This is a genomic window from Mucilaginibacter psychrotolerans, assembly GCF_004519315.1.
GTDB classification, from domain to species: domain Bacteria; phylum Bacteroidota; class Bacteroidia; order Sphingobacteriales; family Sphingobacteriaceae; genus Mucilaginibacter; species Mucilaginibacter psychrotolerans.
This window is the reverse complement of the sequence record NZ_SOZE01000035.1, coordinates 39,055-56,766: the sequence shown is the minus strand read 5'-3', so window position 1 is coordinate 56,766 and position 17,712 is coordinate 39,055. Positions and strand designations below refer to the sequence as shown.

Genomic DNA, 17,712 nt, shown 5'->3' with positions numbered 1-17,712 from the left:
TACTTGATCATTAGTGCAAGGATTATGACCCTAAAATACTAAAACCTTTGCACTTTTAAAAGGAATTTATTATATAATATACTAACAATCAATTATATATACGATATTCACCAGGCCCTATTTAATCCTTGAAACATAATTTTAGCTTGTTTGGTATCTATAGGTTAAATATACTAAAATTATTAGCAATACCCAGGCGCCTTATTCTAACTGATTATATATCTACTTAAATATAGTATTGGTAAATCAAGCAAATCTTGAATAACCAGATACAAAATATTTAAAATACGACCAGTTCGCCCGTTGCCGTCATAAAACGGGTGGATGCTTTCGAATTGGTGATGAATTACAGCCATTTTGATAAGCGGATCTATATCACTTACAATAGCATCGTTCATAAACTTTACCATATTGTCTATTAATTCGACAATAACATCGTAAGATTGCGGCGGTTTATAAACACTTTCACCGGTAGATTGATTCACCAATTCTGTCCCAGGTAATTTTCGAAAACCGGCATCGTTTTGTTCTAGGATTTTTTGAATTTCTACAATGTAACTGGTTGTTAGAATTTTGTTTCTTCTGACTAAATCAAAGCCGTGTTTTAACGCTTCTGCATAATTATTCACCTCCTTTGCTGACGCGGTTGTTATAAGTTCTTCAAAAAGTTGTGCTTTATAAAGTTCATCATGGGTAGTGATTATATTCTCAATTGCTGAACTGTCTTTGGCTTCTTGCAATGCCAAAGTATTAATCAATATACTTTCATTGGGTATAGTCGCCGCAATGCCCTTTAATTCAGCTAATCTTCTGTGGGCAGAAGGAAGCTTTTTTAAAATTGCTTTTGTTTCTAAATCTTGCTTAGGTGGCAGTAAAGGGATGTCGTAGTGCATTTAAAGGTCATTCTTACTGAAAGTTATAAATATAGCAGTAATTAAATACGCAGAGCATTACAATCTAATTCCTACAACAACACCCCACCTAAATCAGCAGGCGAGTAATTAATGGATTTCAGCGTTTTGTTATCCTGCGTTCGGTAAACTAAAAACAGGCCGTCTTCTTCTTTGTGGTAAGCTTCGCTGCCGTCTTTGGCTTTGTAGTGCGCAATGGTTTGCTCGGCTTCTTCTATGGTTTTGCAGGCCTTGCTCATATTAGAGCGGTGTACTTCATCAAACAGCGATTTGAATTTTTCGCCCAGGCCAAACTCTAGTATTGCACCGGCAAGCACGTATTGTATATCGGCAAGGGCATCGGCTATCTCTACCAGGTTGTTATCTGCTATGGCTTCCTGTAGTTCTTTTACCTCCTCGGCCAGCAGCGAAACACGCAGGGCGCAGCGCTCTTTGGAGGGTATAGCAGGACTGCTTACTATCGGGTGTTTAAAGGTTTTATGGAATTCGGCTACCTGGTTGAGGGCGTTGGGTTCTTGCATGGCTTGTTGTTCTATTTTCGGCAGGAAAGATAATAAATAAAAGAATGTCGAATATCGAACGCCCAATACTGAATGATGAAGTAATGATTTAACTTCGAAATTCGGCGTTCGAAATCCGTCATTCGATATTCTTTTAAATCGTCCTGATCACCCTGCAAGGGTTTCCAGCTGCAAACACGCCTGACGGAATATCTTTAGTTACCACGCTGCCCGCACCTATAGTGGTATTGCTGCCTATGGTTACGCCGGGGCAAATAATGGCACCGCCGCCCAGCCAAACATTATCGCCGATGGTGATGGGTGCAGCTAATTCCGGGCCTTTGATGCGTTCCTCGGCCGCAAGCGGGTGGTAGGCGGTATATATCTGCACGTATGGGCCGCACATTACGTTATCGCCTATGGTTACCAGGGCGCAATCTAATATCACGCAGTTAAAGTTCATGAAGAAGTTCTCGCCTGCGATGATATGCTTTCCATAATCGCAAAAGAAGGGTGGCTGTATATCTATGGTGCTGCATTTGCCCAAAAGCTGTTTAAGCACTGCGTTCTTCTTTTCCAGTGGCTCGGCCATCATTTGGTTGTATTGGCTAAGCAATACGCGGGCGTTATCGCGCATGTCCACAAGTTCTTTATCGCCGGCGACGTACAGTTCACCATCGAGCATTTTCTGAAGTTCGGTTTTCATTTTGGTTATTGAGTCATTTGGTCATTGGCAAGGTAGGGAATTTGTCAGAAAAGGTGCGTGTGATTTTGCTCCCGAATCGGTGCGAATCTACCCAAACAAAAAAGCGGCATACCCTTACCCGGATGTGCCGCTCTTGCTTTTAATTAATGAAGTTTACGATGTCAGGTAAAACCTTATCGCTATCAGTATTGCTTCTTTATTTTTTGCGGCGGTCCACTTTTCTTTTACCGATTGGTCGCCCAACTCGAACAACCTTTCGAACAGCAGCTTCCCATCTTTTTTGCCCGCTAGTTTAATGGTAGCGTTCTTGGTGAAGACATCGTCCCATACGGTGCGCACATCGGTCCAGTAGCTCTTCTGGCTTGCCCACCAGGTTTTGGCGTAGGCAAATTTGCCTTCATCAACCCGGGTAAACTCTTCGTAGCCTTTTTCCTGTGCAAGCAGTTTATCGCCATCCGCGCTGCGGATCACTTTTTTATTGTCCTGCTCAAACATCCAGCCTTGTGGGGTAATGTAAATGCGGTTGCCGCGGTGCAGTACGTTGTAATCGTTGCGTTTGGTAAACTCGCGGCGGGGCAGGGGCGAATCGGTTTCGCTTTGCCATTGGTGGCGGCCATCTACATGTACCCAGGTGCCAATGCTTTCGTAACGCGGACTTTCATCTACCTGCAATACTTTTTGTACCCAGCGGCCTTTTACATCAGCAGCGGCAAGACTTGTTTTTTTCCAGGTGTTGTCTTTATCGTAGGCTAAAACGGTAGGCTGCTCGTAAACCCAGTCTTCGCGCCAGTGTTTGATAACGGTGCTGTCGCCAACAACCAACAGGTGCTGTATCACTATTTTTTTTGGTGAATCTTCAACAATAACAGCCCACTCATACCCCCAGGAGTGGTAACGCGGATGGAACTTATAGGCGGTATCGGGCGCGAAGGTTTCGGCGTAATTGAACGTAACTTTATAAAAGCCAGCCAGGGATTTGATGGCTTGCCTGTCTTGTTCAAGTTTAGATTGTGAAAATGCGCTTATCGCAACAAAACAGATTAGGAGGATTAGGGATAACTTTTTCATTAATTATTTAGATTAAATCTAATTACAAATAAAGCAGATTGTTTTTTGATTTGCAAACAACAGGAAAAATAAAATCGCTAATTGGGTGTTTGTAATCAATAAGTTAAACCGTATTTTTGAGGCATGGTAAAAAGGCAAGGAGCATTGTTATTGGCGTTACTGTACATAGTTACAGTGGCTGGCTTTGCCTTGAACCTGCATTACTGCGGTAATTACGTTGCCGATGTGGAGATAAATGCCCCCGCAAAAGCTTGCGCCCAGCCTATGGCCAAAGGCAAAATGAATTGCTGCAAGGATAGCAAGCTGGATGTGAAAGTTAAAGACGACCATCAGAAAGAGGCCACCTCGTTTTTCTCCAAGTTGTTTGTTTTCGATTTGCCGAAATTTGCCTGGGCCGATTTCCTGTTTTTCGCACATGCGCCGGCATCGGCAAGTATTTCAGACCGTGGGCCCCCCGGCCTCGCTGGCGGCGGTATTGCCGTTTTCATCAGGAATTGTGTTTTTAGGATTTGATAGATTGATTAATCACCGCATTAATTAATCATCCGTAAAAATTCAATTCTTAAAATCATGAAAACTCTTAAAATTTATATCCTACTATTCGTAGCAACCGTTTCTGTTGCCAAAGCCCAATTCACCAAAGCCGAACTACAGGTTAGCGGTCTTACCTGCTCGCTTTGCGCAAATTCTACCGAAAAAGCCATTAAAGCACTGCCATTCGTGAGCGAAATAAAGCCCGATCTTATCCGCAACGTATTCAATATTACCTTTAAAGAGGGCGTTCCGGTAGATTTTGAACAGATCACCAAAAAGATAAAAGGTGCGGGCTTTTTTGTGAATTACTTTAAGACTACCTACAACTTCGCTAATACTACTGTGGCCGAAAATGCATTCACTTACGGCGGTAATACCTACCGGATTGTAAATGCCGATAAGCCACTTAACGGTGAAGTGTTGCTTACCGTTGTGGATAAAGGCTTCGCGCCTAATTCGGTATCTAAAAAGTACCTGGGCAAAACGGTAGATACCCCTGCAGCATCGGGCAAAACTTATCACGTAGCTATTTAAGCAGCTTCTTAAAATCCGTATTTTATGAAAGCTATTTTATTGGCCTGTTGCCTTATGGCAGCTGCGTCCACCGCTTTTGGGCAGGAGCTATATGTTAACACCGAGCCGGCCAGCAACATGGCTGCGCATTCCCTCGGCATCCGTTTAGAGAACCAGGGTTTCTCTTCGCCGGAATTTAAAAACCGCACCACCTTAGAGATGATGTATGGCGCAACCGGTAAGCTAATGCTACACGCGTCTGGTTATGTATCAGATTTTTACCGGCAAAGCCAGCATCTGGAGGGTGGTAGTGTTTACGCCAAGTATCGTTTCTTATCGGTAGATACTGTGCAATCGCATTTCCGTGGGGCAGTGTTTGGCAAGGCGGCTATCAGCAACAACCCCTTCAATACGCAGGAGATTGCTTTAGAGGGTGATAACAGCGGCTGGCAAGGCGGGCTTATCTTCACTAAGCTTATCCACAAGTTGGCCTTATCAGGTTCGGCAAGTTACCTGCGGGCGTTTGATAACAACGGCAGCGCGCCACCCATTGCGGGCGCAAAAAATGCGCTTGCGTACAGCTTATCTGCCGGCTACTTATTGCTCCCTAAAAACTATCATAGCTACAAGCAGGTAAACGTAAACGTTTATGCCGAACTGCTTGGCAAAAGCAACCCCGGCTATGCGCAAAGCTATCTGGATGTGGCACCTGCTGTGCAGTTTATCTTCAATAGTGTTTGCCGACTCGATTTTTCGTATCGGGCACCGCTGTTCAACTCTATGGAACGCTTCAGCAAAAACATGTACCTGGTGCGTTTCGAGTATAACTTTTTTAATCTGTAGCAAGGTAGAGACGCGATACTTCGCGTCTCCCATGTGCAAATCCAATCAAGCAAAAGAGACGCGAAGTATCGCGTCTCTACAAAACACATTATCAATCAATGAAAAAATATATAATATTTTTAGCCCTGTCGGTTTTTGTAATAACGGCGGGGGCACAGGATATGGGCAATATGCACATGCAAAAAGATACGGCAGCGAAAAAGCCCCTAAAACACGACCATGCCGCCATGATGCGCGGCATGCAACCGGATACCACCCATAAAATGGGTATGATGAGCAGCCAGTTCTCGCTGGATTTGCCCATGAACCGCGATGGCTCAGGTACATCGTGGCTGCCCGACGAAACGCCCATGTATATGTACATGATACATGGCAAAAAATGGATGCACATGGTACACGGCAGTATTTTTTTGCGCTACAACAAACAGGATTTGTTTAATAAAGGGAGCCGTGGCGGTACCCAGGCCGATGCACCCAACTGGCTGATGTATATGGCCCAGCGTAAGGTGGGGAAAAACGGCCTGTTCGCTATCAATACCATGTTTTCATTCGACCCATTTACGGTTGGCGCAGGTGGGTACCCGCTGCTGTACCAAACCGGGGAATCGTATAAGGGCAATAAACTGGTTGATAGGCAGCATCCGCACGATTTATTTGCCGAGCTAAGCGTGGCCTACACCCAGCGTGTAGCCAAAAACACAGATATATCCCTGTCGGTAGGTTACCCGGGAGAGCCTGCTTTAGGCCCTCCGGTTTTTATGCACCGCTTATCGGCCATGAATAACCCCGATGCGCCCATCAGCCACCACTATGCCGATGCCACACATATCGACTTTGGTACAGCGACCCTGGGCTTTAGGTATAAAAACGTAAAGCTGGAAGGTTCGGTATTTACCGGCCGCGAGCCTGATGAGTACCGCTATGGCTTCGATAAGGCGCGGTTCGATTCTTATTCGGTACGCTTATCGGTAAATCCATCAAAAGAATGGGCCTTACAGGTATCAAACGGATGGCTGCACGGCCCCGAGGAAGCCGAGCCTTTGGATAATGTAGACCGTTTCACAGCATCTGCCATCCATACCAAAATGCTGGGCGATGATAGTTTTGTAGCCACCACATTGGTTTTTGGGCAAAACCATCACAGCAGCAGCGGCGCTAATGAGCCGGCTATACTGATAGAAAACAGTTATCAGTTCCACAAAAACGCTATTTATGGCAGGTATGAGTATGTGCAGAAAGATGCCGGCGAATTGGACCTGGAAGCGCTTTACCCCACCGACCCTCGCTTTAACATCAATGCCTTTACGCTGGGCTATAACCGCCTTTTGGCCAACTTTAAACAAACCAACCTAACAGCCGGCCTGCAGGCGACCGCGAATTTCTCGCCGGCAGCATTGAGGCCTTTATATGGCAGTACGCCAATTGGGTTCCAGGTGTATTTGCGGGTTACGCCCGCGCTGATGAAAATGGGCGGCAAACCTAAGATGGATAAAATGATGGACATGGATATGTAGGCGATGCCTTAATTTCGTTTCTTATCGCTTGAATAGTTAACTCGCCCTCCCAATGGAAGGTGAGTTAACTATGCGAGCGATAACCTCCGGGCATGCCAGCCACCGGCCTATTCCTCGCCACCCAGCACCAGTTCATCGTTGCATATGCCATCCAACTCCTGCTGGTTGTGGCTCACAATGATGGCCGTTGCATTTAATTCTTTAATGACCAAAAGCAAATCGGCTATCAGCCGCGTTTTCATTTTTACATCCAATGCACTAAAAGGCTCGTCCATCAGCAATAACCGGGGCCTGATAGCCAATGCCCGCAGTATGGCCAGCCGTTGCTGCTGCCCGCCCGATAAGTGTGCCGGTTTATGATGGGCAAATGTTTGCAGCTGCCCTATGGCCAATAACCGGGTGATCCATGCGGCATCCTGCGTGGCGTATTGCAGGTGCTGCAGCACAGTCATGTTCGGGAACAGCGCATAATCCTGGAAAACGAAGCCAGGCTGCCTTTGCTGCGGGCTGAAGTTAATCTTCATTGCCGATTCGTACCAAACCGCATCCCCAACGGCAATCGTTCCGGCATCGGGTGCTATCAATCCGGCAATCATCTTCAGCAAGGTGGTTTTGCCCGCGCCGGATGGGCCGGTAACCCGCAGGATGCTGCCGGGCGTAACGGTCTTTTCTATCCGCAATACCTGTATGCCATTATAAGCTTTCAGCCTTTTTTCTATGTGGATGCGGATCATACGAGGGGGCTTTTTACCTGGTATTTATTGTACACAAAAACGCCGGCAACCAGCACGAAGGTAATGGCGAACAAAACTAATGCGTAATTATTGGCCGATGCATAATCCTGCTGTTCTACCGCGTTATACACCGCTATAGAGGCTACCCGCGTAACGCCGGGGATGTTGCCGCCGATCATCAGTACCACACCGAATTCGCCCAGCGTGTGCGCAAAGGTAAGCACCGTTGCGGTAAGCAGCGATGGCTTGATATTGGGTAACAGCACACGCCAAAAAGTTTGCCATGGGGTTTTCCCCAGGGTGTAAGATGCCTGCGACAGCGATGGCGGCAATTGCTGAAATGCAGATTTAACCGGGCTCACCATAAACGGGATGCTATAGATTACCGATGCCAGCACCAGTCCCGTAAAGCTGAACACAAATTGCAGGTTGAACACCTCGTGCAGCCATTTACCCAACCCGCCTTGCGGACTAAAAGCAAGCAACAAATAAAAGCCCAGTACAGATGGCGGCAGCACCAGCGGCATGGTGAGCAATGCCTCTATCATCAGCCGAATAACCGATTGCTTTTTGGCCAGCCACCAGGCCAGCGGCAAACCAATAACCAGCAACAGCAGGGTGGTTACACCGGCTAATTTAAGGCTGAGCCAAATGGGTTGCAGATCCATATCGTATTGGTTATTTTACCTGGTAGCCATAGCTGATGAATATTTTTTTTGCCGCCGGGCTTAGTATGTAGCGGTAAAATTTCCCGGCATTGGTATTGGGCGTGGCTTGTTTTATCAGCACCATACCCTGCTCAATAGGCTTGTAAAACCTCGGATTGATCAGCTGGTAGTAAAAGGGCGTTTTATTTATCGTGTCTTTCACCAACGATAACGTGGTAAAACCTGCCTGCACTACGCCCGTGGTAATGTATGTATTCACCTGCGCTATGCTCTCGCCCAATACAAGCTTAGCTTGTACATTGGCATAAACATGCTCATGCTTCAGTGCTTCTTCTGCGGCTTTTCCGTAGGGGGCAATAGCCGGGTTGCCAATGGCTATTTTCTGTACCGATACACTCTTCAGCAACGTTTGCCAGTGCGCAACATCCAGATTTTGAGTGCTGCAGATGATGAGCGCACCTTGTGCATATATCACCGGCTTAGCGGTAGCGAAACCGCTTTTGAAAAGTTGGTTGGGGAAAGTAGTATCGGCCGATAGGAATACATCGTAAGGTGCCCCGTTCTTTATTTGTGTGGCCAATGCGCCGGATGGACCCGGGATCGCCTCAGTCTCGATGCCCGTGCGCTGTTTAAAATCCTGCTGAAGGGCTTTTATCACCGGCTGTAGGTTGGCTGCAATGGCAATTCGTACTTGTTGTGCAAAAAGGCTGGCAGGAGCTATAACCAGCATAGCCATACCGCATAGCAGCGCTCTTGCCGTCTGTTTAAAAGCCTTACCAATATGCATATGCTGTTCTCCTTTTGATCAATGGCGAATCTGCCGCTTTAGGCAAATTACGGATATTGAACACGCCCGCACAAATATTCGCTGTTAATTATCCTGATATAAATAGATTACATTTGTTTGCCTGTGGGGCAATCCTAACAAGCAATCAACTAAATCTCATTATATCTCACAACATGAAAAAAGCAATTATCCTGCTCGCGTTTCTCACCGCGGGCATCGGGGCCTTGCATGCGCAAGCGCCTAAATTCATCACTACCAAAGGCAAGGAAATCATCGGTACCGAGGGCAAACCCTTCCTTATCCGCGGCACCAACCTGGGCAACTGGCTGGTACCCGAGGGGTACATGTTCGGGTTCAAATCCGTGAATTCTCAAAGGCTCATCAACCAGGCATTCGAAGAACTGATCGGTCCGGAAGAAACGAAGCTTTTTTGGAAGAAATTCCAGGATGGCTACATTACCCGGGCCGATATCCAATTCATCAAGGCATCGGGTGCAAACTCTATCCGTATCCCGTTCAACTATAAATTATTCACTACCGAAACCTATATGGGCATGAACAACCCCAACCGCGGCTTCGAACTGCTGGATAGGGTGATCGGTTGGTGCAAACAGGCAAAGCTGTATGTTATGCTGGATATGCACTGCGCACCCGGCGGCCAAACCGGCGATAATATAGATGATGGCGTGGGTTACCCCTTCCTGTTCACCAGCGCCGCCAGTCGCGCACAAACTGCCGACATATGGAAGCGCATTGCAAACCATTACAAAAACGAAACCATCATTTTAGGGTACGACCTGTTAAACGAGCCCATTGCCCATTATTTTAAGGTAGATGAGCTGAATCCGCACCTGGAGCCAACCTATAAGCAAATTACCGCCGCCGTGCGCACGGTAGACAAAAACCACCTCATCTTTTTAGGCGGCGCGCAGTGGGATAGCAACTTCAAACCCTTCGGCAAGCCGTTCGATAGCAAGCTGGTTTACACCTTCCACAAATACTGGACCGATGCCACCAAACAAGTCGTGCAGGAATACATCGACTTCCGCGATAAATACAACGTTCCCATCTACGTGGGCGAAACCGGCGAAAATACCGATGAATGGGTGCGCGATTTCCGCATCGTATGCGAGCAGAACAATATTGGCTGGCATTACTGGCCCTACAAAAAGCTGGATAACACACGCGGTTTCATGAGCTTTAACGTACCCGATGGCTACAAGGAAATTGTAGACTACACCGAAAAGCCACGCGCCAACTTTGATGAGATACGCAAAGCTGCCCCTGCCGACCGGGCTAAGATCAAACAAGCACTATACGTCTTTTTAGAGAACTGCAAATTTGCCAACTGCACGCCGCAGCGGGGCTACGTAGAAGCCCTCGGCCTAAAGGTGCCGGTGAAATAAGCAAAGTTAGCCACCTCCCGGGAAACCGGTTTCAGGAGGCTGGGAGTCTGAAAAAAACTGGAATTCTTTGGAAAGCGATAGCGTTTTTGATTGATTATAGGAAAAGCCCCAAGACAGCTAAAAAGCAAAGAAAAGCACAGAAAAACGCCGATTTTTTTCGGGTGTTTTAGCAAATTCAGGGAGAAAAAAGAAATGAAAAACCGGCGTAGGAGCGTCTCTTAAATGACCCGAGTTCGATAGAGTGTTTCCGAATTTCTATAAAATAAAAACCTGGAAAAACCACTTGCCAAAACGGTCGCCTCTTGGGTAGCGATGTTGGTTTAGGTTTAAACGGATAAATCGCTTAACTTGCGATAGGATTATAAACGCTTACCCTTGCGTCCCTCCGGCGCAAGGGCTAATTTTTTCAGATGCTTATGTATAAACTGTACTTGAAGTTTGTATGCCTGTTTGTTTTGCTGTTTGCGGCCACAAGGCCCTCATCTGCCCAAACGCTTGTGCCGGTTGCCGATACAGCCAAGCAACATGTGTTTAGGTTTGGTGACTTAGAGATGCTGCGCGATACCACCAACAAACTCAGTTTTGCCGACGTAAGTACCAAACATAGCAGCCGTTTCGTAAGCAATACCCTGCCAACGCCACACATACAGGATGGTGCCGCCACTTTTTGGTACCGCATATGGCTGGATCAGCGTATCCCCACCCAAAACAACTGGATACTGGAGTTTTTCGATCAAACCATCGATAGCATCACCGTTTACTCACCCGTAAAAGGTGGTGCCTATAAAGCAACGTTGCTGGGCAGTAACCGCCCCTTTACCCAGCGGATGTACGCGCATAAGAACTTCACGCTCAACATCAGCAACGACGTTAAAGGCGAGAATTACTACTACATCAAACTCCGTTCGCACGAATCGGCCAATGTGATCATCGTGCTTCGCTCGGTAAGCTGGTTCATTAGCTACGCGTTGGATGAGTACTTCTACTTCGGGATATTCTATGGGATGATACTGGTTTTCGGCCTGTACAACTTCATGATGTTCGTAGCCATGCGGCAGCGGCAATATCTATATTATATCGTTTACAACCTCAGTATAGGCCTGTACGAAATGTGTACCGATGGCATTGCCTACCAATACCTGTGGCAATCCGCCCCGCAATGGAACCACTACGCATACGGCATCGCCCTGTTTTTGGCCAGCACCTTTGCCATGCTTTTTGCCCAAAGCTTGCTCAACCTTAAAGAAAATGCACCGCTTTTTAATAAATTACTCAAGGGCGTAATTATAGCGCGTACGGCGTTCTTCTTGCTGTGCCTTATGGTTGATAAAACCTGGTTCACCTATAAGATCATCGAGATAGTGCCCTTGTCCGTGGCCTTTTTTGCGGGATGTTATGTATTGTACAAAGGTTATCGCCCAGCGCGGTTTTTCGTAATCGGGTACAGCTTTCTGTTTACGGGCTTCATTATTAAATCGCTCATCGCGCTTAATTTATGGTGGCTGCCGGTTACCGCGCTTAACTTCTACAGCCTCAGCTTCTGTTTTATTATGGAGATGCTGTTTATCACTTTTGCCATTGGCGATAGGGTGCGCATGCTGAAACGAGAGAAGGACCAGGCCCAGTTGCGCATGATAAAGCAACTGCAGCAAAACGAGGAACTGAAAGATATGCTGAACCGCAACCTGGAGGTACAGGTGGCCGAACGTACCAGCGAACTCATCGAAAAATCATCGCTCATCGAGCTGCAGAACGAGGAACTTATCGCCGTAAACCAGCTATTACAGCAGCAGGCCGAAGAAATATCGCGTATGAACGTGCTGCTGGAAAAAGACAACCTATTGCTGCATAGCGATATAGAAAAAGTTACGCACGATAGGGTGATGAGCGCAGAAGTGGATTTTGAAGAGTTCAGCCGTATTTATCCTGATCGCGAAACCTGCTTCAAATTCCTGGCCGACTTGAAATGGGAACACGGCTACGCTTGCAAAAAATGCAGCAACACGCATTACGGTCACGGGCACTTGCCCTATAGCCGCCGCTGTTCCAAATGCGGGTACGAGGAATCGGTTATCGCATACACCATACTGCAGAACACCCGCATCCCTATCAACAAGGCCTTTTACATGATATTTTTGATGTACAGTACTAAGGGCAAAATATCGTCGCACAAGCTGTCTGAGATACTCTCCATTCGCCAAAGCACCTGCTGGGCCTACAGCAGCCGCATCAAAAAAGCCATGGAGGCCCGCAAAAAAGAAATCAAGAATGCGGGGAGTAAGGGTTGGAGTAAGTTGGTGATTGATACGGGGGAGGAGTAGGGTCTGAACCGCTGATTTTATTGATTAAATGATTTCGTTGATTGATTTGGCTGGAAGCTACGGTGTTGACTATAGGGTGAGTAACGACGTATTCTCTAGTAGCAATATCAAAATTTACAATATCTTTAATCAGCGTCATCATTTAATCAATAAAATCAACGGTCCCTGCTGACATACTGCTGTCATTACCCCATCCCATCTTTGTATCAACAAATAAAAACAACAAGCAATCATGGAAAATCAAGTAACCGAAACCACCAACACCGATGTAGCTGTAATAACCGCTGGTGCGCTTTTAAACCACTGGCAGGGTCATCGTAAACTCAGTCGCAAAGTGTTAAATGCTTTCCCGGAGAATGAACTTTTTGGATTCTCAATAGGCGGAATGCGCACTTACAGTCAGTTGGCAAAAGAAATGATTGGCCTTACCAGCGGCGGTTTAAACGGCATTGTTACCGGCGATTGGTCTACCACGCCAGAGTTAGATTACTTTAACCCCGAAGCCGACATCAAGTCAAAAGCCGAACTACTGGCCGCATGGGATGAGGTCACTATTCAACTTGATACGCTTTGGCCACAAATACCGGCTGGCCGTTTTAACGAGGTAGATAAAGCTTTCGGCCAGTTTGAGAACACTATCATCGACAGTATCCTTTATTTCATCGACAATGAGATACACCATCGCGCCCAGGGCACCGTTTACCTGCGTGCCTTAGGTATTGAGCCACCTGCGTTCTGGGATAGGTGGTAAACTCCGCTACAGCCTCAACCCCAACGTCATAGCGAGCGCAGCGCGGCAACCCTCGGCAAGCAGAGCGACTATAGAATTCCGGCTTGCATAGCGTCTCTGCTTACCGGACCTTCCGCCCGATGATTGCCGTGCTGCGCTCGCAATGACGATTTTTAATGCCTCTGTCCTCTCAAATGAAACGCTTAGCTCCCATAGCTATATTGCTTAAAAATTAAGTTGCGAGGCAAGCGTATCACAACTATTTTTTATTTCTAATAAAACCTGCTTTAACGCGTTTAAAGCAGGTTTTGCTGGTTTTAACCCTGTGAAGTAAGCGTATCAATATTATATAATTGTCTAATTACCAGTATTTTATAGACAAATACGCTTGCTTGTATCGTAAAAATTACATTAAATTTGCCTTAACCGATTATATCTGCATCTGCCTGTTTTCTTGACAACTCCTTAATGCGCCTAACGCCGATTGGTTTTAGCACGCCTTTGGGCTTACGTAAAAGTTAATGGCTTGCAGGCATTTACGGCTTTACTATTTACGCATACAACAAACCCAGTACCAACCAACTTAAATGAAAACTATGAAGATCAATTACAAGATTAAGCTCCTGGCAACGGTGTTTATCACCTTTGCCTTGCTGGCAAACGCGTGTAAAAAAGATGCCCACACGCAAACCATCGGCGGGCCCCAAACCACCACCACGCCACGCAACGCTACCAGTGCGGTAACCACCTATCTCACCACTGCCGATCAAAGCAGTAAACTGGCGCAGGGTAGCGTAAGCTTCGCGGCAGATGCAGGCACCAACCCTAACACCATTACCGTAGATGAAGGCACCACCTACCAAAGCATAGATGGCTTTGGCTTCACGCTAACAGGCGGCAGCGCAAGCTTGCTTAACGGCTTAGGCGGCAACCAGGCCAACGTGCTTAACGAGCTGTTCGGCACTGGCGCTGGTCAAATCGGCGTTAGCTACCTGCGCATCAGCATCGGCGCATCGGACTTAAGCTCGTCAGATTTCACTTACAATCAAACGGCGGGCGATGTTAACATGAACAACTTTAGCCTGGCGCAGGAGAATACCGATTTCCTGCCCATCCTTAAGAAGATTATCGCCATCAACCCGTCCATCAAAATCATCGCCACCCCCTGGACGGCCCCTACATGGATGAAGGTAAACACCACGGGCAACAACGGCTATACCGGCGGCGGCCTTAATACCGCATATTATGATGCCTATGCCCGATACTTCGTAAAATACCTGCAGGCAATGCAGGCGCAGGGCATTACCATTGATGCCATCACTCCGCAAAACGAACCGCTTAACCCTTACAACAACCCCAGTATGGTAATGCAAGCCAATGAGCAGGTTACGTTCATCAACAATAACCTTGGTCCGCAAATACGGGCAGCAGGCTTCAATACCAAAATCATCGCTTACGATCATAATGCCGATGTACCCAGTTATGCCACGACGGTAGTGGGCGGCGCTAGCTCTTATGTAGATGGTTCGGCTTTTCACCTTTACGCAGGCGACATTAGCGCGCTTACCGGGGTACACAATGCCTACCCTAACAAAAACGTTTACTTTACCGAGCAATGGGTAGGTGCACCAAGCAATTTTGGCGGCGACCTGGGCTGGCACATCAATACCCTCATCATAGGCGCAACCCGTAACTGGAGCCGCAATGTATTAGAGTGGAACCTGGCCGCCGACCCTAACAACAACCCGCATACCAATGGCGGTTGCAGCACTTGCCTGGGCGGTATAACCGTAAGCGGAACTTCTATTACCCGCAACGTTGGCTACTATATTATTGCCCATGCATCAAAATTGGTGCGCCCCGGTGCAGTGCGCATAGCATCTAATATTGCCGGCAGCATACAAAACGTAGCTTTTAAGAATAGCGACGGTACTAAAGTGCTCATCGCATCAAACAGCGGCAGCAGCACAACCAGCTTCAAGGTAAAATGGGGTACTGAATCATTCACCTACAGCCTGGCAGCAGGCGCGGTAGTCACCTTTAAATGGAGCGGTACACCGGGCGGTGGCACGGGCGCGCCTATTGGCCAAACCATTACCCTTAAGGGATTCAATAACCAATACGTAAGCGGTGAAAACGGCACTACAGCTATGAACTGTAACCGCGCCACTCCCGGTACCTGGGAACAATTTACTGTGGTAGATGCCGGCGCAGGTAAAATAGCCCTGCAAAGTATGGGTAAGTATGTAAGCAGCGAAAACGGCACACAGGCCATCACCTGCAATCGCACCACTGTAGGCGACTGGGAGAAATTCGATTGGGTGCTAACTGCTGATGGCAAAGTAACTATCAGGGGCAACAACGGTAAATTCATCTCCAGCGAGAACGGCACACAGGCCATGACCTGTACCCGCGCAACCGCATCCGGCTGGGAAGCATTTGGCGTGAACCAGTAGAATGTCAGAACTCGAATTTTAATGGAATACACCGAATGAGCAGAATTAGAGAATGCCGCTTACAAAATTCTGCTCATTCCTAAAATTCGTTTCATTCGAGTTCAGACAATTAGTTAACACAAAACCAATTACCTACAAATACCAACTTTATGAAAAAGCAATTATTAAACTTTATGAAAGGCGCGGGCCTGGTGCTGGCGCTGGGCATTACGGCCGTTTCCTGTAAAAAGGATGTGAAATCTCCGGTAGATGATAAAACCACCAGCACCGCTGCAACCGCAACGCCACGGGCGCTGACGCTGGTATGGTCAGACGAGTTCAACGGCACCGGCGTTGACGGCAGTAAATGGAACATAGATAACGGCAACCCCAACGTAAATAACGAGAAGGAATATTACCAGGCGGCCAATGCGGCCGTAACCGGCGGCAATTTGGTTATCACTGCCAAAAATCAAAGCGTTGGCGGGCAACCATACACTTCGGCCAAGCTGAATACATCGGGCAAATTCAGTATCAAATATGGGCGTATAGAGGCGCGCATCAAGCTGCCGGCTTTCCAAGGTAGCTGGCCGGCTTTCTGGATGCTGGGCCAAAATATAGGTGCCGTAGGCTGGCCCCAATGCGGCGAAATTGATATTATGGAGCAGGTGAATACCAACAACACCATTTTAGGTACCATGCATTGGAACAACAACGGCCACGTGTATTACGGCAACAGCATAACCGCTACGGCAACCGATTACCACGTTTATGCGGTAGAATGGGATGCCAACAGCATTAAATGGTATGTGGATGGAACCCTGTTCAACACAGGTAATATCCAAAATAACATCAACGGTACAGAAGAGTTCCAACTTCCGTTCTATATCATACTGAATTTGGCTGTCGGCGGCGATTTGCCTGGCAATACTATCAATAACGGGGCATTGCCAGCCAGCATGTTTGTAGATTATGTGCGGGTGTACAACATTACAGGCGGCACAGGTATTACCGCGCCAATCGGGCAAACGATTACGTTAAAAGGTTTCAACAATCAATACGTAAGCGGCGAAAACGGCACGGCTGCCATGAACTGCAATCGCCCAACTGCATCGGCATGGGAGCAGTTTACCGTGGTTGATGCAGGCGGCGGCAAAGTTGCCCTGCGCAGCCAAAACAAATACGTTTCATCTGAAAATGGTACGCAGGCTATTACCTGTAACCGCGCCACCATTGGCGATTGGGAAAAATTCGACTGGGTGCCTACCACCGATGGCAAGGTTACCTTTAGAGGCAATAATGGCAAATTTATCTCCAGCGAAAATGGTACCCAAGCCATGACCTGTACCCGCGCAACAGCTGCGGGTTGGGAAGCTTTTGGGGTGAATCAATAAGCTGCCCAACGCCTCAAGATTTAACTCACCATCCATAGGAATCTTTCGGGCCGGGATATCTGACGCTGATGCGGACATTTGCGCCATATTTAAAGCAATCGAAATTCTGCCAAAAGCAAAAAAAGCACGTTGCCAATAGCAGCGTGCTTTTTTTGCTTAATATTTTATGAGTAAACTTTAGTTGGTAACGCTTAGCAAATCGACGGTAAATACCAATACCGAATTTGCCGGGATACCCGCGCCCGGCGAGCTATTGCCATAAGCTAAAGCTGATGGTATAATAAGCACCATACGGCCACCCGGTTTTAAAAAAGGGATACCTTTTTGCCAGCCTTGGATTACATTGGCGAGCGGGAAACTAACGGCTGTTCCCTTGTCGAACTGTGAACCATCCAGTAATTTACCTACATAGTTAACGGTGACATTTGAACTAACCGTAGGGTTGGTGCCACTGCCCGGCGTAATGATTTGGTAATAAATGCCCGATGCATCTTTTGTAGCGGTAATGCTGGTGTTTGCTGCCAGGTAGGCCTTTATAGCGTTATCATCGGCAACGGCTTGTGCTGCCGCATCGAATTTGGCTTCTTTTTTACAGGCCGAGAAACCGACAACCAATAAACTCAGGATCAGTATATATTTTTTCATGTT

At 47.2% G+C, this 17,712-nt stretch carries 17 protein-coding genes; 9 read left to right on the top strand and 8 right to left on the bottom strand.

All coding sequences use genetic code 11. From position 1 onward, the window contains the following. Positions 1–206: 206 nt before the first annotated feature. The 4 genes from E2R66_RS23505 to E2R66_RS23490 all read right to left on the bottom strand — a co-directional run bounded on the left by E2R66_RS23505 (position 207) and on the right by E2R66_RS23490 (position 3,185). Entirely contained in the window at positions 207–893 is a 687-nt protein-coding gene (locus E2R66_RS23505) for a Fic family protein (protein WP_133235419.1), read from the bottom strand. A 71-nt stretch (positions 894–964) separates the two neighbouring features. After that, positions 965–1,432, bottom strand: a complete 468-nt coding sequence (locus E2R66_RS23500) for a pyrophosphohydrolase domain-containing protein (protein WP_133235421.1) — start codon at positions 1,430–1,432, stop codon at positions 965–967. Positions 1,433–1,565: 133 nt separating this feature from the next. After that, positions 1,566–2,117 (bottom strand): sugar O-acetyltransferase, encoded by a 552-nt coding sequence (locus E2R66_RS23495; protein ID WP_133235423.1) that lies wholly within the window; start codon positions 2,115–2,117, stop codon positions 1,566–1,568. A 153-nt stretch (positions 2,118–2,270) separates the two neighbouring features. Then, complete coding sequence (locus E2R66_RS23490) at positions 2,271–3,185, bottom strand: DUF6607 family protein (protein ID WP_133235425.1); 915 nt, start codon at positions 3,183–3,185, stop codon at positions 2,271–2,273. A 123-nt stretch (positions 3,186–3,308) separates the two neighbouring features. Between E2R66_RS23490 and E2R66_RS23485 the strand changes: the two genes are divergently transcribed. The 4 genes from E2R66_RS23485 to E2R66_RS23470 all read left to right on the top strand — a co-directional run bounded on the left by E2R66_RS23485 (position 3,309) and on the right by E2R66_RS23470 (position 6,589). Continuing rightward, entirely contained in the window at positions 3,309–3,698 is a 390-nt protein-coding gene (locus E2R66_RS23485) for an HYC_CC_PP family protein (RefSeq protein ID WP_133235427.1), read from the top strand. A 57-nt stretch (positions 3,699–3,755) separates the two neighbouring features. Next, on the top strand, positions 3,756–4,253 hold the full coding sequence (locus tag E2R66_RS23480) for a heavy-metal-associated domain-containing protein (protein WP_133235429.1): 498 nt from the start codon (positions 3,756–3,758) through the stop codon (positions 4,251–4,253). 24 nt (positions 4,254–4,277) lie between these two features. Then, positions 4,278–5,075: a hypothetical protein gene (locus tag E2R66_RS23475; protein WP_133235431.1), complete on the top strand. Its 798-nt coding sequence runs from the start codon at positions 4,278–4,280 to the stop codon at positions 5,073–5,075. A gap of 98 nt (positions 5,076–5,173) precedes the next feature. Then, complete coding sequence (locus tag E2R66_RS23470; RefSeq protein WP_133235433.1) at positions 5,174–6,589, top strand: hypothetical protein; 1,416 nt, start codon at positions 5,174–5,176, stop codon at positions 6,587–6,589. A gap of 107 nt (positions 6,590–6,696) precedes the next feature. Here E2R66_RS23470 and E2R66_RS23465 read toward each other — a convergent pair whose 3' ends face one another. Genes E2R66_RS23465 through modA form a run of 3 tightly spaced genes read right to left on the bottom strand, consistent with a single transcriptional unit; the run spans position 6,697 to position 8,778 of the window. Continuing rightward, positions 6,697–7,323: a sulfate/molybdate ABC transporter ATP-binding protein gene (locus tag E2R66_RS23465; RefSeq protein WP_133235435.1), complete on the bottom strand. Its 627-nt coding sequence runs from the start codon at positions 7,321–7,323 to the stop codon at positions 6,697–6,699. Then, positions 7,320–7,991 (bottom strand): molybdate ABC transporter permease subunit, encoded by a 672-nt coding sequence (modB, locus tag E2R66_RS23460; protein WP_133235437.1) that lies wholly within the window; start codon positions 7,989–7,991, stop codon positions 7,320–7,322. The genes E2R66_RS23465 and modB overlap by 4 nt, the downstream gene beginning before the upstream one ends. A gap of 10 nt (positions 7,992–8,001) precedes the next feature. Continuing rightward, positions 8,002–8,778: a molybdate ABC transporter substrate-binding protein gene (gene modA, locus E2R66_RS23455; protein WP_240049467.1), complete on the bottom strand. Its 777-nt coding sequence runs from the start codon at positions 8,776–8,778 to the stop codon at positions 8,002–8,004. Between the two features lie 173 nt (positions 8,779–8,951). Here modA and E2R66_RS23450 point away from each other — a divergent pair, with 173 nt between their 5' ends. The 5 genes from E2R66_RS23450 (at position 8,952) to E2R66_RS23430 (ending at position 17,064) form a co-directional block, all read left to right on the top strand. After that, positions 8,952–10,184: a glycoside hydrolase family 5 protein gene (locus tag E2R66_RS23450; protein ID WP_133235439.1), complete on the top strand. Its 1,233-nt coding sequence runs from the start codon at positions 8,952–8,954 to the stop codon at positions 10,182–10,184. Positions 10,185–10,600: 416 nt separating this feature from the next. After that, positions 10,601–12,505 carry a 7TM diverse intracellular signaling domain-containing protein gene (locus E2R66_RS23445; RefSeq protein WP_240049466.1) on the top strand — a complete coding sequence of 635 codons (1,905 nt, stop codon included), beginning with the start codon at positions 10,601–10,603 and terminating at the stop codon, positions 12,503–12,505. 232 nt (positions 12,506–12,737) lie between these two features. Further along, positions 12,738–13,256 carry a DinB family protein gene (locus E2R66_RS23440; RefSeq protein WP_133235443.1) on the top strand — a complete coding sequence of 173 codons (519 nt, stop codon included), beginning with the start codon at positions 12,738–12,740 and terminating at the stop codon, positions 13,254–13,256. 575 nt (positions 13,257–13,831) lie between these two features. After that, positions 13,832–15,691: a glycoside hydrolase family 30 beta sandwich domain-containing protein gene (locus E2R66_RS23435; protein WP_133235445.1), complete on the top strand. Its 1,860-nt coding sequence runs from the start codon at positions 13,832–13,834 to the stop codon at positions 15,689–15,691. Between the two features lie 149 nt (positions 15,692–15,840). Next, a complete protein-coding gene (locus E2R66_RS23430) occupies positions 15,841–17,064 on the top strand; it encodes a family 16 glycosylhydrolase (protein ID WP_204985985.1) in 1,224 nt (407 codons plus the stop codon). Positions 17,065–17,241: 177 nt separating this feature from the next. Here the strand turns inward: E2R66_RS23430 and E2R66_RS23425 are convergent, their stop codons facing one another. Then, complete coding sequence (locus E2R66_RS23425; protein WP_133235447.1) at positions 17,242–17,709, bottom strand: FKBP-type peptidyl-prolyl cis-trans isomerase; 468 nt, start codon at positions 17,707–17,709, stop codon at positions 17,242–17,244. Positions 17,710–17,712 lie beyond the last annotated feature (3 nt).